The organism is Vulcanisaeta sp. EB80 (assembly GCF_002078205.2).
Genome location: NZ_LCWN02000016.1, coordinates 1 through 25,399 on the forward strand (window position 1 = coordinate 1; position 25,399 = coordinate 25,399).

A 25,399-nucleotide genomic window follows, 5' to 3' on the forward strand; every position below is an offset into this window, starting at 1 on the left:
CCTTAAGTAAATATTCCTCAATTGCCATAGCGGCATCAATGCCGTTCTTTAATGCCTTACCTATTAGGCTTGGTCCGGTGGCTACATCGCCTGCTGCGAACACACCCTTTCTAGTTGTTCTGTGTTTCTGATCAATATCTATGGTTCCGTGGGGTGTCAACTTGATTCCGCAACATCCATCCTTAAATGGCGGTGTTGGTATTTCGCCTATTGCGGCTATTACCGTATCCATCTCCATGGTATACTCACTACCTGGAATTGGCTCTGGCGCTGGTCTACCGCTCTTGTCGGGTTTCCCAAGTTTCATCTTTATCAACTTAACAGCCTCTACGTGATCCTTGCCTAGGACCTCCACTATGTTTGTGAGCTCCACGAATTTGATACCCCTCTTTATCAAGCCCTGTATCTCCATCTTACCTGCTGGTGCCTCATTAATCGTCCTCCTATACAGAACATAAACCTCCTTAGCACCCTGCCTCTGTGCCTCTATTGCTGCATCGACGGCCGTCAAGCCTGCGCCAATCACAGCCACCCTATTACCTGTTGGGTATACCACGGATTTGGGTAGGTAACCAAGCTCACTCGTGTATATCCTGTATAGGTAATCAAGGGCTAGATAGACGCCCTTTAGGTTCTCGCCAGGTATGCCAAGGTTTCTTGATTTCCAGGTCCCCGTGGCTATTAATACGGCATTATACTTGTTAATGAGATCCTCAAGATACACCTTGCTCTCCGCAAAATCGTCACCCTCAGCATGTACCTCCTCATCAGCGACAACCTTGGTCTTGAGTATGAAGTTTACACCCAACTCTATGAGCTCCTTAACGCCAGCCCTAACGTTCTTCTTAGGAACCCTGTACTCAGGGATGCCGAAGATAATTAATCCACCAGGCTCTGGCAGTTTATCATACACGTCAACCTGAAAACCCTTACATACCAGGTAACCAGCTGCGCCAAGTCCTGCAGGCCCGGCACCTATAATGGCCACCCTCTCACTACGCCTCTCTATCTTCTGGCCAGGGGAGCACTTAAGTGCGAACTTCACGTGGGCAATGCATTAATTGATTATATAAGCCTTTTCCCTTGGACCTAAATCAACTATAATTCTACAAGTAAATCATTATGTATAATGAAGAATTATTATGTGCATATAATTGCATATTAATTTTATTATAAGTCAAGGTTTTTATTATAAAATGCTATTTATTAATATGTAGTTTTTAGTGATTGCAATGTATTATTTAGAGTGTGGAGTAGATAACAGGGCTATTTTTGGGGACCCTAAGCATCCTAATCATGGGTCCGCACTTAGCCCTGAATAGAAACAGAACCTTTAAGTTTAGGTCATTCTCCAAGTAGGCCTCAAAATTGCCCACCCCCTTAGAGATCACTAAATCATGCTCCTTAAGGCTCCCTAATAGGCTCCTATTATAAAATACTGGGTACCTAGTGCCTGTGGAGACGACTTTAACATTGGTATTATTAAGCACCTTACTTACATAATCTGCCGTAACATCAACCTCGTAGGGTAAACCCCTGGCGTAAACAGTCACGTTGATGCCGACGTCAACCAACCTCCTTATTAATAGAGCATCTATTTGAAATTCACCTGAATTATCGACCACATAACCCACACTCCTTACGCTACCCAATAACTCACCCAGTTTATTCTTAGAAATACCTAACCAAACGGCATCCTCGAGCAATTTATTCACGAAATCATCTATGTCGAATTGATAATCCCTCATTGGGACATCCACGGAATTAGCCGCAGCAGCTATCTCGAAGTACCTGGTTATATCATCACCAGCATTTTCAATAACTCTATGTAGTATTGATGAGGCCACGTTCTCTAGCTCTACCTTCTCCTTCGCATGGGGGTCATTATTGTTTAGTATTTGTATGATCTCCTCGAATGATTCGATGAAGAGTGGGGTTCTTCCTCTCGGTATTAATTCCGAAATTTTCATCGATATTCTCATGTAGTTATTAACATCATTAACCCCAAACTTCTTGATCTCCTGCATTCTTGATTCCAGGGCACATAGTATGCACTCGGGGACTTCTATATATAGCATTGGCGATTGATAAATAGTTAGTTAATAAATATATTGGTAGTAATTATTTAGTATGATTAACCACGTCATCATCATAAGCCGTGCGGAATGAGTTTTTAATAACCCCTCTATCTTCGATATGGTGTATAATGGGTATCGACGTACTATTAAGGGAGTTAAGGGAGGATAGGGTTCATGGAGCCTCTTGGTATTTCCTGAAGGGCATTGAGGCAGTGAGCTTGGTACTAAGCAGTGGGTTTGGTGAGGATGAGATCAAGGCCTTGGTTAATAGGTTAAGGAGTATTAGACCTGGGATGGCATCATTAGCGAACCTCGCGTACATAATTGACCAGGCGCTTAATAGGGGCTTTAATATCAATGATGTGGTCAGTAGGTTGAAGGAGGAATACTCAAAGATACAGAGTAGGTTAGTTGGGCAGTTGAATAAGCATGCCATTAAATGCGGATCCAGCGCCATAACAATTAGCTATAGTTCAGCCGTTAAGACAGCACTGGCGCAATGGGGTAAATGCTTCGAATCACTGTTCATAATGGAATCAAGACCTGGTAATGAAGTTTCACAAGCTATTAGTGATTACTCAAGCCTTGTGAATACCATCAAGCCAATACCTGACTCAGCAATAGCGAGCTTCATTAAAAGGGGGATTGACTACGCTATCGTTGGTGCCGATGGACTGTATGCCGATGGTTACTTCCTCAATAAGGTCGGCACGGAGACCCTACTCATCACAGCCCGAAGGTTCGATGTTGAAACAATAGTTATTGCCGAGTCCTATAAAGCCGCAACCGGCGGTGTTGGCGAGGTTTACACGGTTAGTGAGGTCATTGGTGACATGACAATTGAGGTTCCATTGTTCGATAGGGTACCCTTTGACTTGGTGGATTACTTAATAACCGATGTTGGTGTTATTAAGAGACCGAGGGCCAAGGATATTGAGAGCCTGAGGGAAGCGTTCATAAATAATGTACTCAACCTTGGTGAACAATAATGAAGTTGTTTCAGTGCCTTAGGTGCGATGAGTGCTGTTACTTTGATAATGAGGAGAGGGGCCCAATACTCTTTGAAGAGGAATTAACAAGAGTTAAAACGCTAGCTAAGAATAGGGGTTTCGAAATTAGGTATCGTGAGTTGTCAATCAATGGTGTCAGGGTTTATAGGTGGTTGATTAAGGGTTACTGCCCATTTTATGATAAGGAGAGTAGGGCATGCACGATACATTCCATGAAACCACTATCCTGTAAAATGTACCCACTACTCTACAACCCAAACACTGGCGAGGTACTAATATCTAGGGAGTGCAGGTGGGTTAATGACATGGTAAACTCCGGTGAGGTTTTGGGTCTCGAGAATTTCCCTGACGAAACCAGGGCACTGGAGGAAGCATTATCAAGGCTATACAGGATTAGGGTTAAGGTTCATTAAGGCACGATAATATTTATAATGCCAAGTCATGCTGTTGTTTTAAATGAACGAATTACCTGCAATTGAGGGTGGGAAACCAATTAGGGATGGTAAATCACCCCTTCGTTATCGGCCGTGGATAACCGATGAGGATATCGAGTTGGTCGTTGATGCGCTTAAGTCGGGGCAATTATCTGCAATTGGTGGTAGGTGGAATACCGCCCTTGAGCAAGAACTAAGTAAGTACTTAGGCGTTAAGTATGCGGTAACTGTTTCAAACGGCACAGCAGCACTACACGTAGCACTAAAGGCCCTCGGCATTGGACCTGGGGATGAGGTGATCACAACACCCCTAACATTCGCTGCATCAGCAACAACAATACTACATTCCAATGCAATCCCCATCTTTGCGGATATTGATAGGGAGACCCTGAACATAAGCCCAGCCTCGATCGAGGAAGCCATTACTGATAGAACTAAAGCTATCATCGTAGTTCACCTGGCTGGTTACCCAGCCGAGATGGATGAGATAATGAAGATTGCAAAGGAGAGGGGATTATACGTCATTGAGGATACAGCACAGGCGCTCGGTGCCATATACAGGGGCAGTTTCGTTGGTTCTATTGGTGATGTCGGAACACTTAGTTTCTATCCCACAAAAACAATAACGACGGGAGAGGGTGGCGCTGTCGTTACGAACAACGATGATGTGGCTAGGAGGGCTAGGTTGTTGAGGAGTCATGGTGAGACTGGCAAGTATTACTACGAATTGCTGGGCTATAACTATAGGATGACCGAGTTTCAGGCAGCCCTTGGTTATTCACAATTGAAGAGGATTGAGGAGATAATAAGGCGCAAGGAGATGTTTTCGAAGGTATTAATGGAGGAGCTCGAGTATATCGAGAACGACCTGGTACAGTTCCCACGCCTTAAGCCGTACATCAGGCATGCGTGGCACCTATTCCAAATAATACTAAACCTGGAGAAGATAAGGGTTGGTAGAGATAGGGTTGTGAATGCATTGAGGGCTGAGGGTATCGAGGCAGCTACGGTGGTATACCCAATACCCCTGCATAAGGAACCAGTAATACTAAACATGGCTGATCACGGGAAGGGTTGCCCCTGGTCATGCCCATACTACGGCAGGAAAGTCACGTACAAACCATTGCCTAATGCCGAGTGGGCAGCGGAGCGCATCGTATCGATTTTGATAGGACCATTATACACGGAGGAGGATGCCGTGGACACGGCTAAGGCAATAAAGCGTGTACTTACATACTATAGGCGATGAGTATTAAAGGAGTGTAGTGCTGTGAAATAAAAGGGAAAAAGAAAGGTTTTATTTTTAATTTTGATTTTTAGTTTGTTTTTGTTTTGTTTAGGTTATTATGTTTCCTTGTTCGTCTACCTTCGCTATTACCTTCCTAACAGTCTTACCATCTGGCGTCTTGAACAACGCCATCACAAAACCCTTCCTACCCTTAGGCTGCACCTTCCAAACCTTCGTAGGCTTCAACTTCCTACCCTCCACCTCATATTCCCTCTTAGCCAGATCCTCTAGCGAGACCATATTGGTCAATAAAGCTCATAATTCGGGAGTATTTAAAAACATCGCTTGGAAATGCAACGGACAAATATATCGGTATCAATACGCCAAACTTAGCATAGTTTCTTAATAAATGTCAAATAATACGATAATTATGAAAAGGCAAGGTTAAACAATATCAAGCCGTTAGGGACGATAGTAATACGAGAAAAATACGTTATGTTAGACTTCCTTGTATAAAATTAAGGTGTACTATTAATTATACCCTCTACCTTGGCCCTCATTATTATTTCATCACCATCCACAACCACGGTACCAAGTGATTTAGCTATATTCTCAACATCGCCTTTAGCCATTGCTCCACCGTCATCACTCAGCATCTCGACTATGACGAGGGATGGTGGTACATTAGATAATTTAGCTAATATTAACGAAAGCTCCGTGTGACCAAATCTACGTCCGACTCTACCGAGTAGTATTGGTACGTGACCTGGTGCGTAAAACTCCTCATAAAATACCTTCCTTGCCTCGTTAACTTTTCCATCTATCACCATCTTTACTATTTCCGCGAGCCTCGTTATAGTCATCGCCCTATCCCTATCCCTAATCCCCGTCCTTGTCTTAACATGATTTACGTATATGGAGAACGCCGGATCATCTCCATAACTAGGTCTTTTAACGAGGCCGTCAAAGCCCACATTACGAAGCATTTCGCTCATGAATTGAAGTCCCAACTGTCTACCTATCGAGTCCTCAGTAACGAAGCATATAAGACCGCCAGCCCTGTGCCTCATCCAGGTTATTACTGATGGTGTTACGTAATCAGCCCTTATCACGGCATCGACCTCGTTCTCCCTATCGTCTGAGTCATGTATGAATATGATCTTACCCTGCCTTAACAATTCCATTGCCCTCTCGATCATAACTTCATAAACCTAAGGTTTAAGTTAATAAATTTAACTTCAAATTAGAGTTTATGAAGAGATACCGCATGTAGCTTCACCTCTGTAACCAGCTATAGGGTGTGCATACCTTGATGAGGTTAAAGTTAATTAACCTAATAACGCTTATTCGGTATACATGGTAAGGGCACTAATACTAGCCGGTGGGTTTGGAAAAAGGCTTGCACCCCTGACGTTGGATAGGCCAAAACCCCTGGTGGAAGTTGGTGGTAAACCAATTCTCCAGTGGCAGATTGGGTGGTTGAGTAAGCAGGGCATTAAGGATATAGTGCTTGCCGTGGGTTACTTGAGGACTAAGGTCTTCGAGGTTATGGGTGATGGTTCCAGGTTTGGTGTTAGGCTTTTCTATAGCGTTGAGGAGGAGCCCCTCGGTACGGGTGGTGCCATCAAGAACGCCATGAAGTTCCTTGAGGATGAGGTATTCATCGTACTCAACGGTGACATAATCACCAACCTATCTATAAAGCCGTTAATAGATGAATTGAATGAAGAGATCACAGCCACAATAGCCCTGGTCCCCATGAGGAGCCCCTACGGCATAGTGCATGTTGATCATAATGGCTTCATAACCGAGTTTAGGGAAAAGCCATTGCTCGATTATCTAATTAATGCTGGCGTCTACGCGTTCACAAAGGAGGTGTTTAGGTACTTACCCGATAAGGGTGATATTGAGGTGACCGCGTTCCCAAAGCTTGCTAATGAGAGGAGGATTAAGGGCATTGTTTATAGGGATGTTTATTGGAAGTCCGTTGATACCGTGAAGGATATTGAAGAAGTTGAACGGGTAATTAAGGAGGTTTATAATTAATATTAAACAGCTGGAGTTTTCAAAGCCTTCAACACCTTAATCTCCCTAATCACGGTATGGGGGTATTGACCCTTCTCATCCTTCTCATATTTCTTAACCATATCCCAAACAGTCAGTAATGCCACACCCGTGGCGAACACAGCCTCCATGGCTGAACCCGTATTAGACACATTGCGCGTGTCGACAGCGATTTCGACGCCATCCTCAATAACTCTAGCATCCACATTGACGTATGTCAGGTAGTTTAGATGCACGAGGGGTAATATCTCCCATGCCTTCTTGGCAGCCACTATTGCAGCCGTCTTAGAAACCGTGATTACATCACCCTTCTCAACCTTACCCTGCCTAATGAGCTCCACGGTCTCCTCCCTAAGCCTTATGAATCCCTTAGCCGATGCTTCACCGTAGTACGTGGGTTCCGTGGTTACATCGAACATTGTAACGATTGGCGGCCCATTGGCATTGTCCATGAAATCCTCAATGCCAAGACCAACACTATCCTCAGACTTGACCTTATTAACAACCCTTATATCGAACATACCGTCAACACGGCTTGAGCCGCAGGTTTGCACCTTCTTACCCATGAAATTGGTGACCCACTCAGGGGTGCATGTCCTGCTGCAACCCTTGATCGTGTTCCAGGCAGCCAGGAGTCCCGTGAACAATCCAAACAAGGCATCCATCTCAACACCGGTCTGTGCCCTTGTCCTAGCTAGTACGGCCATTTCAATGCCATCCTTCTCATAATGAACCCTAGCCTCCACGTAGGTTATGGGTATTGGGTGGAGGAGTGGTATGTACCTCCACGCGGTTTTCACGGCATTTATTGCCGTAATCTTCGCTATTGATGCAGCATTACCAAGACCGCTAACACCGTTATTGATTAAATCACTCATTGTATCCTCATCAACCTTGAGGAAACCCCTGGCCACCGCTTCCCTATAGACGGGCTCCTTACTGGTTATATCTATCATCTTAACTGACATTATGGGAAATACTCAATATTACGCATATTTAAACTATCGCCTTAAGTACCTGGTTATTATATCGAATACGTCATCGACAACCTCACCAATACTCCTATCGGCATTGATTACTGGGTAATCAACCTCACGTGCCCTACTCAATAGGATTTCCCTAACCTTCTCTAGAAAGTCCTTGTTTATCTCAAAAACCTCCAACTCACGCCTACTTCTCAATCTATTTACAGCCACATCAACCGGCACATCAAGAATAATTGTTAGGTCAGGCCTTGGTACAGGCCTGTGCAACTCGATTAACCAACTCATGGGTAATCCCATGGCGCCTTGATAAGCTAATGTCGACTCCATGTACCTCTCGCTGATGACTAGGTAGTCCTTATCGAGCATGGGCTTTACCTCACCATAATAGTGCTGAACCCTGTCGGCAACAAAGAGTAGTGCGAATACGGAGGGATGGGCAACCCCTGAGTTTGGTTTGAGAAGCCAATCCCTAATCAATCTACCAATGGGTGATTGACTGGGTTCAGACGTTACATGAACTGCAAAACCACGGCTAACCAGTCTATCTCGCAACTTAGTTATTGCTGTGGATTTACCGGAACCATCGATACCCTCGATGGCAATGAACATACTTACTAGACAATGCGTGAGTATGCTTTAAATAACTCATCTCCCTACGTAGCGCACGTGATAGGATGAGGAAGGGATTATTAATAATAGGTGTCTCGCTCATAGTGCTTGCCGCAGTCATATTCTTTGTAGGTACATATTTAAGTTCAGGTATAACCAGTCGTGTGGAGTCTCTCGTAACCGAGGCACCGCATATAACGACCGTAAGTCCCGGCAACTCAATACCAATTACTAACGTGAGTGGGTACACAGCAATAATGGTCATATATAACGACTCACTTGGAAGACCGTTGCAGGTAATTACCCCAGGGCCTGGTGCGTTGGAGACTAATGTCGTTTATGGTAAATACGTAATCATCTACGCACCGGAGGTTAGTTCTGGGGAGTTGAGGCTAATGAACAATTATAGCGAGGTCGTAACCGTATACTATACTTACGGTACAGTAAACGTAAGCTCATTAGCACCTCTAGCACTTTCTGTGTTGATCGCCTTAGGATTAGGAATAGCAGGCGTTGTGTTACTGATACTTGGTGCCTTAATGAAGGGTCGATGAATAGTAAGGCTTAATCGCAGTTTTATGATTAACTTAGGTTTTCAATTTCCAAGCGATCCAAGAATTTAATTGTGTGGTCGTACTTTCGGTAGAAATGTTTATTAATAGCTGTTAATATTACGTAACAATGAAATCGAGTATTAGGGTTGCAGTAGCTGGTGTCGGTAATACAGCATCGGCATTTGTGCAAGGGCTCAAGTATTGTGAGATGGAGCAAAACCCAATTGGGTTAGCCTTTCAACGAATTGGGCCCTATGAGGCTAAGGATATTAAGGTTGTTGCGGCTTTCGATGTTGACTCACGTAAGGTTGGTAAGGACCTTGGTGAGGCCATATTTACGCCGCCAAACAATGCACCTAGGGTTGTTGATGTCGGTAAACTCGGTGTTGTTGTTAAGGCAGGACCTTTGCTTGATGGTGTTGCCGAACAGTTGAGGAATTCGTTCATACTCATTGTTGAGGGTTCTATTGAGGATGTGGTTAGGGAGTTAGAGAGTACAAATGCCCATGTTCTAGTTAATTACTTACCCACTGGTGCCCAGAGGGCTAGTGAGGCGTATGCTGAGGCTGCCCTTAGGAGTAGGGTTGCGTTTGTGAATGCTATGCCATCCGTGATAGCCACATCCAAGGTTTGGCAGTTAAGGTTCGAGGAGGCTAGGTTACCCCTTGCTGGTGATGATGTCCAGAACCAGCTTGGTGCTACAGTATTGCATAAGACCCTGGTTAGGCTATTAGCCCTTAGGGGCGTTAGGATAGAGGGTACGTATCAACTGAATGTTGGCGGTACACCAGACTTCCTAAACCTGATGTATAGGAAGGGTCAGAAGGAGAGGACTAAGACGGAGGCTGTTAAGAGGATGGCTGAGGGTGAGGATTTTGATGCCTACATATCGCCAGTCGCCTACATAGGCTTCCTGGGTAGTAGGAAGATTGCTCATATGCTCATTGAGGCTAGGGGTTTCGCAAACGTGCCGATTAGGATTAGGGTTGACCTGGAGGTTTATGACCCATTCAACAACGCTGGGATCATGATCGACATAGTCAGGACAGTGAAGTTGGCAATGGATAGGGAAATCGGTGGTCCACTGATTAGTTTATCAGCCTGGGCCTTCAAGAACCCGCCAGTTCATGCACCGCCAGAGGTTGCGTATCAATGGCTTATAGAGTTTATAGAGGGTAGGCGTGATAGGTGATTGTTTGTGGTTATTTATTAAGGTGAATTGATTAAATCATCAGGGCATAAAATGGTATATGCACATCCTTTAATGGTCCTTTAACCACAATACCAATCTTTGGTTGTATCTCAACCTCGAGTATCGTGGGTTGTACAGCCTGCCACCTCATCTTCCTAATGAATAGGTAGCGCTTAAATTCGCCCTCAGTTGTCTGCGCAAGTCCCATTACGAAAACTCCAGCGGCTAGGAACTCCTCAACACCATATCTAGAAATCATTCTGGCTCCCGTGGGTATTTCCGTGGTTATAATCGTGGTCACGCCAACCTCCCTCTCAATACCCATAACAAGTGCCCTAATGTACTCCCTAAGCACCTGGACATCCTTCTCAAGCGTGACCAGCGGTGCTATCGGGTCGATGACGAGTCTCTGGGCCTCCAGGGATTTTGCGTAGTCGGCTATTGTGTACACTAGGGACTTGGCGACGGTTATTGGGTCCTTCTCCCTAATCTTCTCTATTATGTCCATCTCGGGAATTAGTACCTCGAGGTATCCCTGCTCCCTAAGGGCCTCCAGGTCCCAACCAAACCTTTTAACACCGTTCATTAATTGATCGTAGGTTTCGTCGACGGACACGTATATTCCAGGCTCGCCATACCTGTAAATGCCATTGATGAGGAAGGATAGCGATAAAAGGGTTTTACCCGTACCTGTCTCACCGCTTATTAAGTACGTCCTACCCCTGATCAAACCACCACCGACGGCTTCGTCAAGCCCTGGTATTCCCGTGGGGACTAAATCGTAGTATAACGACATCGGTAATAATGTAGACAGGGTTGTTATAAAGATTGCGGGTAGAGTGTTGTTTTTATGGAAAGGCCGGCAGGTTTACTGCTTGAACTCAATGATGTACTTACCAAATAACTCCTTAAACCTTCTCATTGTTATCATGGTCTTACCATCAACCTCAATAGGCTCCTTGGCTGGCGGCACCTTTAGGTAATTCGGCAGTCTCTGGGCGTACCTCTCCTCAAAGGTTGGCACGTGTGGATTTACCAGGAATATGCCAATGGGTATCCTACCATCACCCTCGTATGATTTAATCAAGGCCTGCGCAGCCTTTTGCGGGAACTCCTCCGGACTCTTGACAATTGGGTCCCAACCCTCCTCCTGTAGGTCATAAACCCTCTTATTGTAGTAATCATACGTGTGTATGTTATCATAGGTCACACAGGGCTGTAAAACCTCAATGAAGGCGGAACCCTTATGCTGAATAGCCTTCTTGATCAACTCCTTGAGATGCTGCACCCTAGCCGCGTAACCCCTGGCTATGAAAGTATAACCAGAGGCTATGGCAAGGCCTATTGGATTAACCGCATCCTGCAGGTTAGGCTTCGGAAGGGCCTTAGGCTGGAGTCCCCTGGCAAGTGTCGGGCTTGCCTGTCCCTTCGTTAAGCCATACACCGTATTGTTATGCATTATAACGACTAAGTCCACATTCCTCCTACCTAAGGCCACGAAATGGGCTGCGCCAATTCCTAGTAAATCGCCATCGCCGACATTAACCACGACTGTTAAATCCGGATTCGCGAGCTTTATACCCTCGGCGTATGGTAATGACCTACCGTGTAACGTATGTACACCGGACACATTGATGAAGTGGCTTATCTTACCGCTGCAACCAATGCCTGAGACAACCACGGTCTTTTCTGGGTCTAGCTGCAAATCGGCAAATGCCTGGTACATTGCTGAGAGTATCCCAAAGTTCCCACAGCCTGGGCACCAATCAACCCACACATTAGTCTTATAGTCATTAATTGTTAACTTACGCGCCATAGCTCAACACCTCCCTAACACTTCCCCTCATGATATTTTTGATCGCATTGACCAACTCATGGACATAAATTGGTCTACCAGTGTACTTAACAACGGACTTGCCTACGGTGATTCCCGTATTCATTGCAACAAGCCTTGAGGCTTGGGCCTGGTAGTTATGTTCAACGGCCACGAGCTTATCTACACTAACCTCTCCTGCGATCTTCGTGATGGATTCCCTTGGGAATGGTATAAACATCCTTATGTGATAGTAAGATGTCTTGATGCCTTCACCGCTCAATTCCTCTATCGCCTTTAGAGCGACACCCTTAACGAAACCCCAACCGACTATCACTATATCAGGCCTCTCTGAACCGAAGTATGAGTACCTCCTCTCCTCAGGTATCTCCTTCTCAATCATATCGAGCTTCTTCATCCTCTTATCAAACATCCTAATCCTATTAATGGGATCCTCATCAATGTGTCCATACTCATCATGCTCATCACCCGAGTACCACATGACATAATCCCCTAGAAATGCTCTTGGAGATATTACGGACGATAAATCAAACCTCTTATACTCAGTAAGACCCTTCGGTGCCAGTTTTCCCCTGACTATCCTAATACCATCCAGGTTGGGTAAAGGTATTGTGGCTATGGTGTTTGCTAGGAACTTATCCACGAGATGTATGACGGGTACCTGGTATGTCTCGGCATAGTTGAATGCATCGATTGCGTCATAGAACGCCTCCTCATGATCGCCAGACGCAAGCACAATTCTCGGATACTCACCGTGTGATGCAAAGACCGATGACAATAAGTCACTCTGCCCACCCCTGGTCGGCTGCCCAGTACTGGGTCCGCCCCTTTGGTAGTATGTTACTACGACAGGTACCTCATTCTGACCAGCCCAACCGAGCCCCTCAACCATCAGGTCAAAGCCGGGACCACTCGTGGCTACGGAACTCCTGGCACCAGTTAACGCCGCACCTATTGCTGCGTTTATGGCAGCTAACTCATCCTCAGTCTGGAAAACCACTATTGAACCCTCACCACCCAGCGCCTCATACTCCTCAAGAGTGAAACTTTCATCAGCTGCCGGCGTTATTGGATAATACGCCTGGAACCTAACGCCAGCCACAATCTTAGCCATCGCTATTACATCGTTACCACTGGCCACAAGGACACCAGACACCTTTACGCTAGGCTTATCAAGCTTCAATTCACTGCCGAATTGCCCCTTCACAGCTTCAATGACTATATTGGCCATGGCCCTATTATGCCTATACAAGTCCTCCCTCACGAACCTCCTCTTAAGACTATAATCAAGATCCTCCTCATTAATGCCGGTTATTGCCGCCACGGCTCCAGCAAGTATGGTACTTATGTACCTCGAGGCTTGTGATGGTACGATACCCTCACGCCTCTCAATCTCCATCAGCAACTCCTTAAAGCTGAGCCCAACAACCCTAACCTTCCTATTCGACTGGAGGTACTTAACCACGGATTTTACAGTACCATCAACCCCAAGCTCCTTAAATTCGCTCGTCAACCTCTCCCTCAAATCCCTCTCCATGCTTGGTATGCTCGTGAAGCTCACGTTATCATCATCACTATTATAAATGATATATCCACCATCCCTGAGATCATCAAAATGCGTAAACACAGTTTCCGCATCCATGGCAGCGACTATGTCTACGGGATACGTCAAGTGCCTTGGTAATTCTACGGCTGATACCGTGGCATGTACGTAACTATGCCTACCCTTTATATTCGAGAAGTACTCCCTATCGGAAATAACACCATACCCAGCATGCGCGTACGCCCATGAAAGCAACTCGGAGAGCGTCTCTAAGCCACCACCCTGGGGACCACCAAGTATATACCTTAACTCATTCATTACCAGCCACTACGACTGATTAATGAGGTTAATTTAAATATCAGACGTCTACTCCATTTTAACTGAATAAGCCATTAACTAACCATAGGAACTTCCTCGGCTGCTACCTCATCCCTCATGAATTCATTAGTCAGTAAATGCCCACGTTTAGCATGTTCAAGAGCTTCATTAAGATCAAATAGTGGTTTCCTACAATCAACGCAGTAAACCCAACCGTATGTCGATAAGGCATTCTTAATGCGTTCCTGGGTATCCCTAGCATATTGACCGTACTTAGCACCCTCATCCCGAGTTACGATAACACCACGTACCTTTAAATATCCAAACCATGTGTGGATGGCGTGGGGTACGAATTCATCATTCTCATTGACCATACACTTAAATGATAAAACCTTTGATTATAAGGATTTCCAATTCTATAACCTAATAAATCATTATAATTTTAGTAAATCCATATGACAAATGCGACATAATTTATGGCTATAATCGCTCTATAATTCCTAATTTTGGCAAAATAATAAATGCATTAACCAAGTTCTCAGAAATACAACCCTTTATGCTATTTGCCATTTGAACCTCAATCGTGCGTGGATACTTCCTAGTTTATATGCTATGTATCCTTGCACGGACCTAGCCAAGGCGCATACTTACCATACCCCTTCTCGGAGTAACTCCTTAACCACTCCTCCTCAAACTCCCTAGGCACCCTTGGTCTCTTAACAACGTCATAGTAGTCATAGGGCTTTATATCAAGCACGGGAGTACCCGTCCAAGCATCAAGGCCCCTAAGCCAGAGCCTAGGTGGTTCTACCTTGACGAGTTCAAGTATTGACAAACCAATTGGGTTTGGTCTAATGGGGTACCTTGTGGCGAATATACCGACCTCCTTATCAAAGCCTCTTAGCTTAACCCTTAACCGTGTCTCTTTAGTCTCGTGAAACACGTAGACCAGGATTATGTGCGAATACTCATCGAGGTTTAATAAACCATCGACGTACTCATCGTAAATCCTAACAACGCCAACGAACTCATACCTACTTCCATAGCGACCCCTCTCAGGATCGTTGGACTTTGGGAAGCCAACCTCAACGATCCCTATGGGCTTAAACCTGTACTCACTCATTGGTTAAGTGGTATACATTGTTTTATAAATAGTATTACATGTAGCGAAGGTCGGCCCCTACTTAACCCCATATTTACTCTCCAGTTCGTTTACCTTAGAGACTCAGTAACCGTGATTGTGCTCTTCTCTACATCTCCAATACTCCTATTGCTCTCCACCTAGCTTAGGTCCATTGGTTCAGGAAGAGGCCTTAATTCTCCTTATCTATGTGCTGGCTAAGGTGATCTGTCAGTAGTGCCAAGTGATCCATCAACGTATCTTTAACGTTCGCGTCACCATCCTTAAGATGCGTCAGCAACCCTCATCGATCCTCATTAGATACCTTGTGATGCCATGCTCGCTGACCATAACGTAAACTGGGTTATTTTCAACGGCCATTAGTAGTTGTACTGAGAATTAGGCGTATTGGCAAGATTCAATAAGAAGTCTACTCGGTTTGCTTGAGAAGCTTAATAGAAGGCTTCTCATTACGGTTTTGACAAGGATTGAGATTAAGTCATAGTTACCATGCTTCACGGCAACATTAGGTTTTTAAGCTTCCGGGGGCAGAAGTAACTTCCGGGGGTGGTAGTGCTTTTTGATTTACTACCTAAGGAGGATAGGAATGATTTATTTGATAGGGAGGAGGAATTGAATAAACTTAAGGGACTTGAGGGTTTATACTCCCCAATAACGTTAGTACTTGGTTTTAGGAGGACTGGTAAATCTTCGTTAATTAAGGTGGCGCTTAAGGAGTTGGGGTTACCAAGCATTTACATAGACCTTAGGAGGTTTGAAGAGATTCAATATGTGCAGTACAGAGATTTTGTGCTTAGGCTTCAACATGAGGTTAATAAACTAATTAAGAGGTTTCCAGACCTATTAAATGCCTTAAGGAACATAAGGGGAGTAAGCATAATGGGCAATCAAGTATTGTTTTACTGGAAGGCTGGCAAGAGGGTCTCTTTTGCATCCCTCCTTGACTCGTTGAATGATTGGGCTGACGATAAGGTCATTGTTGTCCTTGATGAGGCCCAGGAGTTAATAAGGATGAGAGGCTTTAACATATTACCCATACTTGCGTACTCATACGATAATCTAAGGAAGATTAGGTTCATAATTAGTGGATCCAAGATGGGGCTACTTTACAGATTCCTCAAGATCCAAGACCCGGACTCACCGTTATTTGGGCGTGCCATGAGCACGATAGAACTCAAGCCCTTTAACCAGGACGAGACTAGGGAGTTCCTTAAGCTTGGTTTCAGCCAGTTTGGGATTAACTTCAAGGATTACGATGAAGTTTACCGTGAAATAGGTGGTATACCCGGCTGGTTAACCTACTTCGGGTTTAAGTACGTGGAGTACCGTGACTTAGATAGGGCGCTAAGTGAAACGGTAAACCATGCGATTAAGCTGATTAAGGCTGAGTTCAGGAATTTCCTCCTGGACAAATTAACCACGAGAAGAAGGTACTACACCATAATGCAGGCAGTGGCTAAGTGCTCCACATGGAGTGAGATCAAGCGTACCCTCCAGATCAGGGAGGGGGTCGAAATCAGTGATTCAAGGATCCATAATTATCTAAGGCAACTAATGGATTCCTCATGGATTGTGAAGATCGATAATAAGTACTGCACACCAGAACCATTAATCAGTAAGGCATTCCTAAAATCAGCCAATAATCATTCTACCAACAGCGGAAACAGAGACATTTAAAAATGGTAACGTGGTGATGATATTAATATGGCCATTAGGGAGGGCGATGTAATCGTTGTAACGACACCCTACATACCAGGCTACAGGGTGGTTAAGGTAATTGGCGTTGCACTGGGCATCACGGTTAGGTCGAGGGGGCTTGGTGGTAGGTTTCTAGCTGGACTCAGGTCACTGGTTGGTGGAGAGATTCAAGAGTTCACGGAATTGGCTGAACAGGCTAGGAGGCAGGCTATAGAGAGGATGATTAAGCACGCCAAGGAGCTTGGGGCAAATGCCGTGATAAGCTTCAGGCTTGATTCTAATGAAATAAGTGAGTACATGGACGAGATAATAGCATACGGCACGGCCGTCATTATAGAGCCAGAGCAAGGAGTTAACCGTGCGGTTATGGAGTGAGACGGCAATGATAACTCTAGTGGTTTCAACATTGACGTTACTGATAACGACTGTTTATTGGGTAGTCTCATCAATAGTGTTTTATATAGCCTTCAATAGGACTTTATGGAGGGGTAAGAGGGGTTGGGTCTTAATTGGCGTGGGCTATATGTTACTAGCCATTATTATACAGTCAATGCTCCAATCAATTCCGGCTATGTTAATTGTGATTAAGGCGTTACCATCAATACTAAGTGCCAAGAGCGTTTTGGAAATCAACGCCCTAATGCTTAATCTACTAAAGCCTTACGCTCTATGGCTTTCATTGTATGTGGGGTTCATGGCTGGGTTGTGCCAGGAGATTGCGAGGTACTTCGCGGTTAAGGATAGAGAGCCAGCTTCGGCATTATACGTAGGCTACGGCTTCGCATTAATAGATATAGCAGTGGGAATATCAAATAGCTTAGTTGGTGTGCTAGCATACTCATTTATAGGGCCATTGACCACATCCATCAGTCATGAATTACTAAGCGTATTATTATACGTACAATACGTGGGCGTTGCCATTCAACCATTAATCTCATTTCTATTCCACCCAGGCGCATCAATGTTCCTGAGAGCGCTACAGGCCAATAAACGGGGTTTGAGGGGTTTAGCGGTAAATATCGTCGCGCATATGTACGCAGACTCCTTTTTAGTATATTTAAACAATGTGGTAATACTTGGATTAATAACTAATGGGTTGATCTTTACGGCGCTTTCGTCGATTTTCTTCATAACTATAACAGCCATAGCCGCAGCCTTATTCGTGGTAGGGCTCGGTAATGTTAAGCAATACGTTAAGTATTGATAATTGATACAACCGCATGCAATAATCGCGGTGTTATCAACATGGTCTCTCCTAAATCTTCAGGGAGGATCAGTGGGGGTGGCCTGCACGGATCACCAATTCACCTCCTGCGTGGATCATCACTAGGAATTAACGCCCAACCGGGACTATATGAGCGCTGCGCTACGACACAATGCACCATTTTAATGCTGTGAGTTCTCGAGTGCTTGATTAATCGTGGTTTCTAAAAACTAAATAGTTTATATACTACCATGCCTTCACAAATATACTTGATTATTATTTAATTATTTTATAAAGAGACGAAAATAATTAAACGTAACACGGTTGGTGTGCAGGATTGCTCATGGTGTTATGTATGATATGGAGGGGTAGGATTGGGGAATAGACCGTAAGTGGTGGTAGCCGGGCCCGGATTCGAACCGGGGTCAACGGGTCCAGAGCCCGCCATCCTTGGCCGCTAGACGACCCGGCTAAACCCAATTAACAACCCCAGTTTAAAAGTGCTACGCATCGTCACTGTCTTAGTACGTTATTCTTTACGGCTAATCCTCTCGCTATTAGTAATTTCTGGTCTATAACTGCTACGACCTCATCCCTCTGGTTCTTTACTTCGAGTCTAAATGTTATAACACCGCCGTTGTATTTATTGCTAGGTTTCTTGTCGACCACCTCGGTATCCACGTATATCGTATCCCCTATCTTTACGGGTTTTAGGAATTTTACGTTTACTTCGAGTAGTGCTATTGTTGTGCCGGCAACTAATGGTGCGAATAATCCTGTGGCTAGGGATAGTGTTAGTAGTCCGTGGGCTATCCTGCCTTCGAAAATGGTGTTTTTGGCAAAGACCTCATCTACATGAAGTGGGTTGTAGTCTCCGGTTAATCCAGCGAATTGCACAACGTGTGCTTCCGTTATAGTTAATCCCTGCGATCTTAATCTCATGCCTACCTGGAATTCGTCGTATGTGTATGGTGGTGGTTTTATGCTCATTAAGGTATCTATTAAGCGGGGATCCTTTTTAAGTAGTTACCTACGTCCTCTAATGATCATTAATGCTATGATTATCAAAACCATGATCACGATAATCAATACCGTGTAATATAGCAGTACGTATGAAGAGGTTGGTTTCCTAATCATCGTGGCGCTCCTTTGATTAATTGCCTGTTGGGTTGTTTGGGCCGTGGTTATGAAGTTAATTACGTAATTGCCAGGAGCCAGCGTTAGTGTGACACCCGAGTTTGTTTTCTGGAAGCCCTCTATGTTGTTTGGTATTGATGTTGGTAACACATCGTTCGCCATCTGTAGGTTTACTTCGTAGTTCGACGATACAACCAATTGAAGGGTTCCATTGCTTAGTATCCCGATGTATGGTGTGTACTCTATGGTTATATTCTTTCCGGGACCTGGCATTGGTATTATCACCTCATTATTACTTATGTAGTATGGTATTGCGTACCCCGAACTATTTAGCACGGTTACTGGCCCTAGGGGCGTTACTGGTAGTGTTATGTTTATTAGTGGTGTTGTCTGTGCGATTTACGCGTTTATGATGACCAGTGAGGCATTCTTCATTAGGTATATGAAGACTATTATTGCTGGTGGACTCACCACACCATCGATTTTTGCAGCCTCTGTTAAAAAACCTTTCTATTACTAATCTACTGTTACTAATTTATAAAAACACCAAATTCGTTTGAGACCTTACGTCTATTTCTAATGAATACATTGGTTAGATGGAGGATGTGCCAACAAACCATGCGCCCCCTCGTGAATGCCTCGCAATCGCACTTACCAATTATCGAGATGTAACCATCCCTCGACCTCCTAATCCTAACCTCAACGCTATGCCAAGTACCTGGCCTGGACCTACTCCTAACCCTGCCCCTGATTACCCACTCCCCATTGGCCCTGTTGACATAATCAAGTATTACATCCCTACTAACCATCCCAATCAGTCATAATCACCTGTTTTAAGAAACCTTCTCAGCTACTTAACTAAATGGTAACTCTAACGTAGTCCCTGTTCTAACATCGCAATATTTATCGGGGTACTTAGAAGCGACATACCGCCTAGCATCCCTTCCCGAGCAATGGGCTGGGCAAACATACCTTGAGTGTTTAGCGACATCATCAAGCTGGTACCGTGAAGGTCCGTGAAAGCCGCCAATGACTAGATACAGCTCACCAAACAAGTCATAAGTTCTCCTAACGATACCGTCAATTCCCGGGTGTGAGCAGCCAACAATAACTACGGGTCCCTGGTTATCAAGCCTTATGGTTAATGCATGTTCATTAATGCCCACACCACTCATAACACCTGTCGTAATTGCATCTCTAAGTATCTCCGTTGGTTGCACCGTAATTACTGGCCTTAGTCCCCATCTACTTAATACTCTATCGTTCTCAGGAACATAAACCCTCAAACCGCTCCTAACTTTACCCACGTACTCAAAACCGCCATAGTGATCGACGTGGTAATGACTAAGGAAAGCTGCGTCGATTCTTCCTAAATCGATTCCTAGTACCTTGGTGTTGTTTTCAAGGATCTCAGGTTTGGTGTCTGCGTCGTAAAGTATTGCCCAATCCCGAGTCTCCACATAGGTGCTCCAACCCCAATCATTCAGTAAAGGTGGATTTGGTTCATTATCATTGATGACCACCAACCTTAACCAACTGACCACATGCTTTTAAGTAAATAATATCTTAAAAGCACTAAAAGCCATAGCTTCCGGCATATCTTAGGTGATGAAATGCACCTCCACGGAGCAGTGATGACATTAGCCTGGAACTGATAATTAAGGTTCACCTTAAAAGTGCTGTAATTACGGGAGCCCTGTGGATTAGGGTTACTAGGGATGGCATCGAATACAACTTTAGTCATCCCATAATTAAGTTACTCAGTATTAACGATGATTTCGACGTAATCGACACCATAATCAAGATGTTTAACAATGCCTACCCACGCGGTGTGCCTATGATTCGTAGCATCTGGATATATGGTAGGGCAATTTATAGGCATACCTATGGGCATGTGATGTACGTTAAAAGGTACAACTCGGTTAGTATCCATATTAGTAGTGGACGCATTAGGCGGGACTTCGGTAAATGCAGCCCGTATTGGGGCTGGCAGGTCTTGGGTCACGAGATTGCGCATTTGGTTGGTGTTGGTGGTGGTCATTATCTAAGCCACGGTAGTGTTCACCTTAGCGTCACCAGGGAATTATTGATGGAGTCCCTGCCCCTCAGTGTCTCTATACCATCGATTTACTACCTACTTATTGATTACCTCCTTAGCGGGTGTAAACGTGGATACTCCAGGGTACGTACTGATAGTGTTCTCTATGAATTACGTAATGTCATTACTAACTATGATGTTGATACGAATTACTACCTAGGCTGCTCCAGGCGATTGGTTTCGGTGCTTAGGTCCTGCGGTATCTTGCCCATGTAATTGTTGTGTGAGGTCTCGGTGGCAGAAAGGTTTATTTAGTCATGCTATCGCTGGGTTCTGATTATCAATGGCTGTTAGAATTATCGAGAAGAAGATTGAGGATATACTATCAATAATGCGGAACCCGGCGCAGGTTAGGAATGCGGGTACACTGGCGCACGTCGATCATGGCAAAACAACAACCACAGACTCACTACTAATGGGCGCCGGCCTACTGAGCCCCAAGGTTGCGGGTAAGGCGTTGGCAATGGATTATGTCGAGATCGAGCAGTTAAGGCAGTTAACCATTAAGGCTGCGAACATAAGCCTATACTTCGAGTATGAGGGTAAACCATACATAATAAACTTCGTGGACACCCCAGGCCATGTGGACTTCACGGGCCATGTAACGAGATCCCTGAGGGTTATGGACGGAGCCTTGGTTGTTGTTGATGCTGTTGAGGGTGTTATGACGCAGACGGAGACTGTGGTTAGGCAGGCAATGGAGGAATTGGTGAGGCCCGTGCTCTTCATAAACAAGATTGATAGGTTGATTAAGGAGCTGAGACTTAGCCCCAATGAGATTCAACAGAGAATTATCGAGATCGTTAAGGACTTCAACAACCTAATAGACATGTACGCCGACCCAGAGTTTAAGGATAAATGGAAGGTCGACCCATCTAAGGGCCAGGTAGCCCTTGGCTCGGCGTTACATAAGTGGGGTGTTACAATACCACAAGCCGCAAAGGCTGGGCTTAAGTTTAGTAATATTGTTGACGCCTACGAGAAGAACTACGTTGATGAGTTGGCGCAGGAATTCCCGCTGTATAAGGCCATACTTAACATGATTGTGGAGCATGTACCACCACCCAGCGTCGCCCAGAGGTACAGGATACCGAAGGTATGGAAGGGCGATATAAACTCGCCACTGGGTAAGGCACTGCTTGAGGCTGATCCCAATGGACCAACGGTGATTGCTGTTAGCAAAATGAACAAGGATCCACACGCAGGCTTGATAGCAACTGGTAGGGTGTTCAGTGGTACCATCAGGGAGGGTGACGAGGTTTACCTACTAAATGCGAAGACGGCAAAGAGGGTTCTACAGACATACCTATACATGGGTCCAAATAGGATAGTGATACCAGAGGTACCAGCCGGTAACATAGTGGCTTTGCTTGGTGTTGATGATGCAAGGGCTGGTGAGACTATCGTTGCCTCATCAATTAAGGATGTGGCGGCGCCATTCGAGAGGATGAAGTACATAAATGAGCCCGTGGTTACGGTAGCGATAGAGCCCAAGAACCCAAACGATTTGGCAAAGCTCGTTGAGGGTCTTAAGGAATTAACCATCGAGGATCCAACGTTAAGTCTCAAGATCGACGAGGAGACGGGGCAGGTACTGCTTAGTGGTGTTGGTACCCTACACCTGGAGATAGCAACGTGGTTGTTAAAGGAGAGAACGAAACTTGATTTCTCAGTATCTCAACCACTGGTTAGGTTTAGGGAGACTGTTAGGGCTGCGTCACCAACCTTCGAGGGTAAATCACCTAATAAGCACAATAGGCTCTACATAAGTGTTGAACCGCTTGATGAGGAGACGATAAGGCTGATACAACTCGGTGAGGTAACCGATGACCAAGACCCAAGGGAGAGGGCCAAGATACTTAGGGATAAGGCTGGTTGGGAGACTGATGAGGCTAGGGGTATATGGACTGTGGATGAGCAGTACATCAACGTCTTCGTTGATAAGACGACAGGTATACAATACCTAAGGGAGATTAGGGACTACATAGTGCAGGGCTTCAGGTGGTCAATACAAGCGGGTCCATTGGCGCAGGAGCCGGTTAGGGGTATCAAGGTTATACTCCATGATGCGGTGGTTCACGAGGACCCAGCCCACAGAGGACCGGCCCAGATAATGCCGGCAACGAAGAATGCAATAATGGCTGGCATATTGGCTGCCAAGCCGACATTACTTGAGCCGATGCTATCCATAGAAGCCAAGACGACGCAGGAGAACATTGGCTCAGTGATCGGTGTACTTAATAGGCATAGGGGTAGGGTGATCGATATGGTGCAGACCGAGTACATGGTCACGATTAAGGGCGAGATACCTGTCATTGAATCTTTCACGCTAAGTGATGAGTTGAGGAGCGCCACGGCAGGTAGGGTGTTCTGGAGCCTCCAGTTCGCCAGGTGGTCGCCTGTTCCGGAGAATATGCTCGTTGACATGGTGATGAAGATTAGGGAGAGGAAGGGGCTACCTAAGGAGATTCCGAAGGTTGAGGATTTCGTGTCTCAATACTAATTATTTTTAATTTTGCTCAGGAGTTTGGTTTTTAAACACCACTACTGTAGATGTAAAACGCATGTTATCGAGTCAGGGCAGTAAGATGAAGATCTCCGTCCAGAAGGCTGGTCCGCTGGATACTGGCGCCATTGCACAGGCAATGAAGGGTATTAAAACGAAATTCGCGATAATGAGTGGTAAGGGTGGTGTCGGTAAGAGCTTCGTTACGGTAAGCCTAGCCCTTGGCTTTGCCATGAGGGGTTACAGGGTTGGTATACTCGATGCCGACGTTTACGGACCAACAATACCAAAATTACTTGGTTTGGTTGGTGCCAACCTCTATTTAAGTGAGGATGAGAAGATAATACCTGCAGAGGGACCGTTTGGTATAAAGGTCGTATCAATGGACTTCCTATTACCTACTGACGACACCGCCGTAATATGGAGGGGCCCACTGGTCGACAGAGCCATTAAGGACTTCCTAGGCAGTGTGCTTTGGGGAGAGTTAGATGCCTTGTTTATTGATTTACCGCCTGGCACTGGCGATGCGCCGCTGACAATAGCGCAGACGCTGGCTAATGAATTAACTGGAAGCATAATAGTGACTGCACCGAGTGATGTCTCCAGGAGGATTGTTCAGAAGGCTATTGATTTTTCGAGGAAGGTTAAGGTGCCCGTGGTTGGCGTAGTTGAGAACATGTGTTGCTTCTATTGCCCAGACACTGGTAAGACGTATTATATATTTGGCAAGTTGATTGGTAAGGAGATGGCTGATAAGTACGGCGTGCCATACCTAGGCATGATACCACTTGACCCGAGAATTGGTGAGGCTAACGACCTGGGTGAACCATTCCTCATGAAGTACTCCACGTCAGACACTGCGAAGGCAATATTGAGTATTGTTGATACCATAATAGCCATGTATAAGGACAAGCTCGAGGCCAAGGTTGAGACTGCAACTAAAAAGCAGGTGAAGTCATTACTTAGATTACCTGGTGAGGAGGAAGAGGAGGGTGAGTCATAGGTACTTATGCATGGCCCTGGCAGTTTCCACAATGGCATTAAAATCTCCTGGCGCTGATATGTAGACCCCGGGGAAGTGCTCCAGTATTTCCCTAGCCCTCCTTACGGCGTCACTAATTGGGTCCTGAGGCACTGGGATATCTGTATTTAGTATCCTGCTTATAGTCCTCGCGGACTTATTAGTTATTACCAGGAGGGCTGGGTAGATATCCACGCCGAATTCCCTATTAACCTCAGCGGTCCTTATTAGGTCATCCATCGATAGTGTATATTGCAGCATGGCAAAGTCAGGTCTCGCTTCCAATCTATCCCTAATATAATTCTCATCAAAACTGGAGATTGAAACACCAAGTCTAGCACCTTTAACCTGCTCCACACCCCTCAAGTACCCGATGGCGCTGATGGGTGTTAGGTCAGGCACTGCCGTAACCTCAGGCCCTAAATCGCCCCTCATGAGTAGGTAATTCCTGACACCATTCACCAAACCACCCATTATCAATGCCGTGAGCCCCACCTTATTGTGGTCTGCAACCCTAACGTTTGCTATAACCTCGACGTTACTGAACCTATGCTTAATCAAGGAGCCTATTAATACGGCGTTTGCAGATGGGTTTGCAAAGGTTGAGTCTGGAATATCTATATGCGTTGCGTAATCCACTACGGAATTCACCATTTCCAGGTAATTATCCAGGTTATCAATTCTCCTTAATGGTGGTAACTCGATAATTAATACGGTCATTACCCCAAACTCCATGTGGACTAA

General features: G+C 45.2%; 28 protein-coding genes and 1 tRNA gene. 12 read left to right on the top strand and 17 right to left on the bottom strand.

Annotated elements, in window-relative coordinates; translation table 11 throughout:
- A partial coding sequence (locus B7L70_RS04375) for an FAD-dependent oxidoreductase (RefSeq protein WP_081226677.1) occupies positions 1 to 1,045 on the bottom strand: 1,045 nt, incomplete at its 3' end.
- A 196-nt stretch (positions 1,046 to 1,241) separates the two neighbouring features.
- Positions 1,242 to 2,078, bottom strand: coding sequence for an ARMT1-like domain-containing protein (locus tag B7L70_RS04380; RefSeq protein WP_081226678.1), 837 nt, complete (start codon positions 2,076 to 2,078; stop codon positions 1,242 to 1,244).
- Positions 2,079 to 2,206: 128 nt separating this feature from the next.
- On the opposite strand from B7L70_RS04380, the gene B7L70_RS04385 reads away from it, so the two are divergent.
- The 3 genes from B7L70_RS04385 to B7L70_RS04395 are packed head-to-tail and all read left to right on the top strand — an operon-like array spanning position 2,207 to position 4,771.
- Positions 2,207 to 3,067, top strand: coding sequence for an initiation factor 2B (locus tag B7L70_RS04385; protein WP_081226679.1), 861 nt, complete (start codon positions 2,207 to 2,209; stop codon positions 3,065 to 3,067).
- The gene (locus B7L70_RS04390) at positions 3,067 to 3,501 is read left to right on the top strand and encodes a YkgJ family cysteine cluster protein (protein WP_081226680.1); all 435 of its coding nucleotides are present in this window, start codon (positions 3,067 to 3,069) and stop codon (positions 3,499 to 3,501) included. The genes B7L70_RS04385 and B7L70_RS04390 overlap by 1 nt, the downstream gene beginning before the upstream one ends.
- 43 nt (positions 3,502 to 3,544) lie before the next feature.
- Positions 3,545 to 4,771, top strand: coding sequence for a DegT/DnrJ/EryC1/StrS aminotransferase family protein (locus tag B7L70_RS04395; protein WP_081226681.1), 1,227 nt, complete (start codon positions 3,545 to 3,547; stop codon positions 4,769 to 4,771).
- Positions 4,772 to 4,858: 87 nt separating this feature from the next.
- On the opposite strand, the gene B7L70_RS04400 is transcribed toward B7L70_RS04395, so the two are convergent.
- A complete protein-coding gene (locus B7L70_RS04400) occupies positions 4,859 to 5,050 on the bottom strand; it encodes a chromatin protein Cren7 (RefSeq protein ID WP_054842248.1) in 192 nt (63 codons plus the stop codon).
- A 218-nt stretch (positions 5,051 to 5,268) separates the two neighbouring features.
- Positions 5,269 to 5,949, bottom strand: a complete 681-nt coding sequence (locus B7L70_RS04405; protein ID WP_081226682.1) for a 3,4-dihydroxy-2-butanone-4-phosphate synthase — start codon at positions 5,947 to 5,949, stop codon at positions 5,269 to 5,271.
- Between the two features lie 157 nt (positions 5,950 to 6,106).
- Between B7L70_RS04405 and B7L70_RS04410 the strand changes: the two genes are divergently transcribed.
- Entirely contained in the window at positions 6,107 to 6,796 is a 690-nt protein-coding gene (locus tag B7L70_RS04410) for a nucleotidyltransferase family protein (RefSeq protein ID WP_081226683.1), read from the top strand.
- 2 nt (positions 6,797 to 6,798) lie between these two features.
- Here the strand turns inward: B7L70_RS04410 and B7L70_RS04415 are convergent, their stop codons facing one another.
- Together B7L70_RS04415 and tmk are read right to left on the bottom strand one after the other, a co-directional pair.
- The gene (locus B7L70_RS04415; RefSeq protein ID WP_081226684.1) at positions 6,799 to 7,782 is read right to left on the bottom strand and encodes a cyclic pyranopterin monophosphate synthase MoaC; all 984 of its coding nucleotides are present in this window, start codon (positions 7,780 to 7,782) and stop codon (positions 6,799 to 6,801) included.
- 33 nt (positions 7,783 to 7,815) lie between these two features.
- On the bottom strand, positions 7,816 to 8,409 hold the full coding sequence (gene tmk, locus B7L70_RS04420; RefSeq protein WP_081226685.1) for a dTMP kinase: 594 nt from the start codon (positions 8,407 to 8,409) through the stop codon (positions 7,816 to 7,818).
- A gap of 65 nt (positions 8,410 to 8,474) precedes the next feature.
- Here tmk and B7L70_RS04425 point away from each other — a divergent pair, with 65 nt between their 5' ends.
- On the top strand, positions 8,475 to 8,963 hold the full coding sequence (locus B7L70_RS04425; protein WP_081226686.1) for a hypothetical protein: 489 nt from the start codon (positions 8,475 to 8,477) through the stop codon (positions 8,961 to 8,963).
- Positions 8,964 to 9,090: 127 nt separating this feature from the next.
- Positions 9,091 to 10,155, top strand: coding sequence for an inositol-3-phosphate synthase (locus B7L70_RS04430; RefSeq protein ID WP_081226687.1), 1,065 nt, complete (start codon positions 9,091 to 9,093; stop codon positions 10,153 to 10,155).
- 31 nt (positions 10,156 to 10,186) lie between these two features.
- Here the strand turns inward: B7L70_RS04430 and B7L70_RS04435 are convergent, their stop codons facing one another.
- The 5 genes from B7L70_RS04435 to tsaA form a co-directional block, all read right to left on the bottom strand.
- Complete coding sequence (locus B7L70_RS04435; protein WP_081226688.1) at positions 10,187 to 10,951, bottom strand: ATPase domain-containing protein; 765 nt, start codon at positions 10,949 to 10,951, stop codon at positions 10,187 to 10,189.
- 72 nt (positions 10,952 to 11,023) lie between these two features.
- Positions 11,024 to 11,971, bottom strand: coding sequence for a 2-oxoacid:ferredoxin oxidoreductase subunit beta (locus tag B7L70_RS04440; protein ID WP_081226689.1), 948 nt, complete (start codon positions 11,969 to 11,971; stop codon positions 11,024 to 11,026).
- Positions 11,961 to 13,850 (bottom strand): 2-oxoacid:ferredoxin oxidoreductase subunit alpha, encoded by a 1,890-nt coding sequence (locus B7L70_RS04445; RefSeq protein ID WP_081226690.1) that lies wholly within the window; start codon positions 13,848 to 13,850, stop codon positions 11,961 to 11,963. Before B7L70_RS04445 ends, B7L70_RS04440 begins: the two co-directional genes overlap by 11 nt.
- A 74-nt stretch (positions 13,851 to 13,924) precedes the next feature.
- Positions 13,925 to 14,224, bottom strand: a complete 300-nt coding sequence (locus tag B7L70_RS04450) for a hypothetical protein (protein WP_081226691.1) — start codon at positions 14,222 to 14,224, stop codon at positions 13,925 to 13,927.
- Between the two features lie 236 nt (positions 14,225 to 14,460).
- Positions 14,461 to 14,973: a tRNA (N6-threonylcarbamoyladenosine(37)-N6)-methyltransferase TrmO gene (tsaA, locus tag B7L70_RS04455; protein WP_081226692.1), complete on the bottom strand. Its 513-nt coding sequence runs from the start codon at positions 14,971 to 14,973 to the stop codon at positions 14,461 to 14,463.
- Positions 14,974 to 15,543: 570 nt separating this feature from the next.
- Here tsaA and B7L70_RS04460 point away from each other — a divergent pair.
- From B7L70_RS04460 to B7L70_RS04470, 3 genes are read left to right on the top strand one after another with little or no spacing between them, the layout of a single operon-like run.
- A complete protein-coding gene (locus B7L70_RS04460; RefSeq protein WP_081226709.1) occupies positions 15,544 to 16,668 on the top strand; it encodes an ATP-binding protein in 1,125 nt (374 codons plus the stop codon).
- A 27-nt stretch (positions 16,669 to 16,695) separates the two neighbouring features.
- Positions 16,696 to 17,064, top strand: a complete 369-nt coding sequence (locus B7L70_RS04465; protein WP_081226693.1) for a heavy metal-binding domain-containing protein — start codon at positions 16,696 to 16,698, stop codon at positions 17,062 to 17,064.
- A gap of 7 nt (positions 17,065 to 17,071) precedes the next feature.
- Positions 17,072 to 17,893 carry a hypothetical protein gene (locus tag B7L70_RS04470; protein ID WP_143701533.1) on the top strand — a complete coding sequence of 274 codons (822 nt, stop codon included), beginning with the start codon at positions 17,072 to 17,074 and terminating at the stop codon, positions 17,891 to 17,893.
- A gap of 396 nt (positions 17,894 to 18,289) precedes the next feature.
- Here B7L70_RS04470 and B7L70_RS04475 read toward each other — a convergent pair.
- The 5 genes from B7L70_RS04475 to B7L70_RS04495 all read right to left on the bottom strand — a co-directional run bounded on the left by B7L70_RS04475 (position 18,290) and on the right by B7L70_RS04495 (position 20,574).
- Positions 18,290 to 18,365 (bottom strand) — tRNA-Gln (locus B7L70_RS04475).
- A gap of 41 nt (positions 18,366 to 18,406) precedes the next feature.
- Positions 18,407 to 18,883, bottom strand: coding sequence for a MaoC/PaaZ C-terminal domain-containing protein (locus B7L70_RS04480; protein WP_081226695.1), 477 nt, complete (start codon positions 18,881 to 18,883; stop codon positions 18,407 to 18,409).
- 36 nt (positions 18,884 to 18,919) lie between these two features.
- On the bottom strand, positions 18,920 to 19,366 hold the full coding sequence (locus B7L70_RS04485) for a hypothetical protein (RefSeq protein WP_238376102.1): 447 nt from the start codon (positions 19,364 to 19,366) through the stop codon (positions 18,920 to 18,922).
- A gap of 194 nt (positions 19,367 to 19,560) precedes the next feature.
- Positions 19,561 to 19,839 carry a hypothetical protein gene (locus B7L70_RS04490; protein ID WP_081226696.1) on the bottom strand — a complete coding sequence of 93 codons (279 nt, stop codon included), beginning with the start codon at positions 19,837 to 19,839 and terminating at the stop codon, positions 19,561 to 19,563.
- 45 nt (positions 19,840 to 19,884) lie between these two features.
- Positions 19,885 to 20,574 carry an MBL fold metallo-hydrolase gene (locus tag B7L70_RS04495; protein ID WP_081226697.1) on the bottom strand — a complete coding sequence of 230 codons (690 nt, stop codon included), beginning with the start codon at positions 20,572 to 20,574 and terminating at the stop codon, positions 19,885 to 19,887.
- A gap of 293 nt (positions 20,575 to 20,867) precedes the next feature.
- Here B7L70_RS04495 and B7L70_RS04500 point away from each other — a divergent pair, with 293 nt between their 5' ends.
- From B7L70_RS04500 to B7L70_RS04510, 3 genes are all read left to right on the top strand, one after another.
- Positions 20,868 to 21,344: a hypothetical protein gene (locus B7L70_RS04500; protein ID WP_238376103.1), complete on the top strand. Its 477-nt coding sequence runs from the start codon at positions 20,868 to 20,870 to the stop codon at positions 21,342 to 21,344.
- Between the two features lie 67 nt (positions 21,345 to 21,411).
- On the top strand, positions 21,412 to 23,631 hold the full coding sequence (locus B7L70_RS04505) for an elongation factor EF-2 (RefSeq protein WP_081226699.1): 2,220 nt from the start codon (positions 21,412 to 21,414) through the stop codon (positions 23,629 to 23,631).
- Positions 23,632 to 23,692: 61 nt separating this feature from the next.
- Positions 23,693 to 24,637 carry an Mrp/NBP35 family ATP-binding protein gene (locus tag B7L70_RS04510; RefSeq protein ID WP_081226700.1) on the top strand — a complete coding sequence of 315 codons (945 nt, stop codon included), beginning with the start codon at positions 23,693 to 23,695 and terminating at the stop codon, positions 24,635 to 24,637.
- Here the strand turns inward: B7L70_RS04510 and B7L70_RS04515 are convergent.
- Positions 24,632 to 25,390 carry a hypothetical protein gene (locus B7L70_RS04515; protein WP_238376104.1) on the bottom strand — a complete coding sequence of 253 codons (759 nt, stop codon included), beginning with the start codon at positions 25,388 to 25,390 and terminating at the stop codon, positions 24,632 to 24,634. The two genes, B7L70_RS04510 and B7L70_RS04515, sit on opposite strands and share 6 nt — an antisense overlap.
- Between the last annotated feature and the right edge of the window lie 9 nt (positions 25,391 to 25,399).

Excerpts from the sequence above, each read along its gene's own strand:
- B7L70_RS04380 (WP_081226678.1), bottom strand. The coding sequence starts at position 2,078 with ATGCTATATATAGAAGTCCCCGAGTGCATACTATGTGCCCTGGAATCA.
- B7L70_RS04480 (WP_081226695.1), bottom strand. The coding sequence starts at position 18,883 with ATGAGCATAAAACCACCACCATACACATACGACGAATTCCAGGTAGGC.
- B7L70_RS04465 (WP_081226693.1), top strand. The coding sequence starts at position 16,696 with ATGGCCATTAGGGAGGGCGATGTAATCGTTGTAACGACACCCTACATA.
- B7L70_RS04415 (WP_081226684.1), bottom strand. The coding sequence starts at position 7,782 with ATGTCAGTTAAGATGATAGATATAACCAGTAAGGAGCCCGTCTATAGG.
- B7L70_RS04515 (WP_238376104.1), bottom strand. The coding sequence starts at position 25,390 with ATGGAGTTTGGGGTAATGACCGTATTAATTATCGAGTTACCACCATTA.
- B7L70_RS04400 (WP_054842248.1), bottom strand. The coding sequence starts at position 5,050 with ATGGTCTCGCTAGAGGATCTGGCTAAGAGGGAATATGAGGTGGAGGGT.
- B7L70_RS04500 (WP_238376103.1), top strand. The coding sequence starts at position 20,868 with ATGATTCGTAGCATCTGGATATATGGTAGGGCAATTTATAGGCATACC.
- B7L70_RS04505 (WP_081226699.1), top strand. The coding sequence starts at position 21,412 with ATGGCTGTTAGAATTATCGAGAAGAAGATTGAGGATATACTATCAATA.
- B7L70_RS04390 (WP_081226680.1), top strand. The coding sequence starts at position 3,067 with ATGAAGTTGTTTCAGTGCCTTAGGTGCGATGAGTGCTGTTACTTTGAT.
- B7L70_RS04425 (WP_081226686.1), top strand. The coding sequence starts at position 8,475 with ATGAGGAAGGGATTATTAATAATAGGTGTCTCGCTCATAGTGCTTGCC.
- B7L70_RS04510 (WP_081226700.1), top strand. The coding sequence starts at position 23,693 with ATGTTATCGAGTCAGGGCAGTAAGATGAAGATCTCCGTCCAGAAGGCT.
- B7L70_RS04395 (WP_081226681.1), top strand. The coding sequence starts at position 3,545 with ATGAACGAATTACCTGCAATTGAGGGTGGGAAACCAATTAGGGATGGT.
- B7L70_RS04445 (WP_081226690.1), bottom strand. The coding sequence starts at position 13,850 with ATGAATGAGTTAAGGTATATACTTGGTGGTCCCCAGGGTGGTGGCTTA.
- B7L70_RS04405 (WP_081226682.1), bottom strand. The coding sequence starts at position 5,949 with ATGATCGAGAGGGCAATGGAATTGTTAAGGCAGGGTAAGATCATATTC.
- B7L70_RS04430 (WP_081226687.1), top strand. The coding sequence starts at position 9,091 with ATGAAATCGAGTATTAGGGTTGCAGTAGCTGGTGTCGGTAATACAGCA.
- tmk (WP_081226685.1), bottom strand. The coding sequence starts at position 8,409 with ATGTTCATTGCCATCGAGGGTATCGATGGTTCCGGTAAATCCACAGCA.
- B7L70_RS04440 (WP_081226689.1), bottom strand. The coding sequence starts at position 11,971 with ATGGCGCGTAAGTTAACAATTAATGACTATAAGACTAATGTGTGGGTT.
- B7L70_RS04385 (WP_081226679.1), top strand. The coding sequence starts at position 2,207 with ATGGGTATCGACGTACTATTAAGGGAGTTAAGGGAGGATAGGGTTCAT.
- B7L70_RS04450 (WP_081226691.1), bottom strand. The coding sequence starts at position 14,224 with ATGGTCAATGAGAATGATGAATTCGTACCCCACGCCATCCACACATGG.
- tsaA (WP_081226692.1), bottom strand. The coding sequence starts at position 14,973 with ATGAGTGAGTACAGGTTTAAGCCCATAGGGATCGTTGAGGTTGGCTTC.
- B7L70_RS04490 (WP_081226696.1), bottom strand. The coding sequence starts at position 19,839 with ATGGTTAGTAGGGATGTAATACTTGATTATGTCAACAGGGCCAATGGG.
- B7L70_RS04435 (WP_081226688.1), bottom strand. The coding sequence starts at position 10,951 with ATGTCGTTATACTACGATTTAGTCCCCACGGGAATACCAGGGCTTGAC.
- B7L70_RS04470 (WP_143701533.1), top strand. The coding sequence starts at position 17,072 with ATGATAACTCTAGTGGTTTCAACATTGACGTTACTGATAACGACTGTT.
- B7L70_RS04410 (WP_081226683.1), top strand. The coding sequence starts at position 6,107 with ATGGTAAGGGCACTAATACTAGCCGGTGGGTTTGGAAAAAGGCTTGCA.